The following is a 425-nucleotide window of genomic DNA, read 5'->3' as shown; positions in this document are numbered from 1 at the left end:
CCTTGTTTGAACATTGACTCTGTTTCTTGAGTTTGTGGTTGTCCTTGTTTTCCAGTTGTTTCTTTTGGCTCAGCTGTTGGTACTACTGGAGTTACTGTTGGTGTGTAAGTTGTTTCTACTTTTGTTCCATTAGTATCTTTAGCTACCACTTTCGCTGCATCTGGCGTTCCTACGAAGTCTTTGTTTGGTTGGAATGTAATTACTCCTGTTGTTGGATCGATTGTGTATGTTCCAACTTCTTTTCCATCTTTTGTAGCTGGCATTGTTGTTACTTCGTTTCCACTTGGGTCTACTAGTTTAACTGTAGTTTTGTCGATCGGTGCTACTTCATCACCTTGTTTGAACATTGACTCTGTTTCTTGAGTTTGTGGTTGTCCTTGTTTTCCAGTTGTTTCTTTTGGCTCAGCTGTTGGTACTACTGGAGT

At 40.2% G+C, this 425-nt stretch carries 1 protein-coding gene; it reads right to left on the bottom strand.

Annotation, left to right across the window (positions count from 1 at the left end):
- The coding region (locus tag PNO30_RS00875) for a hypothetical protein (RefSeq protein ID WP_271986815.1) at nucleotides 1-425 on the bottom strand (425 nt) is incomplete at both ends.

The sequence above is a fragment of the Gemella haemolysans genome, assembly GCF_028308085.1.
Taxonomy (GTDB): Bacteria; Bacillota; Bacilli; order Staphylococcales; family Gemellaceae; genus Gemella; species Gemella haemolysans_D.
This window is presented reverse-complemented; position numbering and strand designations above follow the sequence as displayed.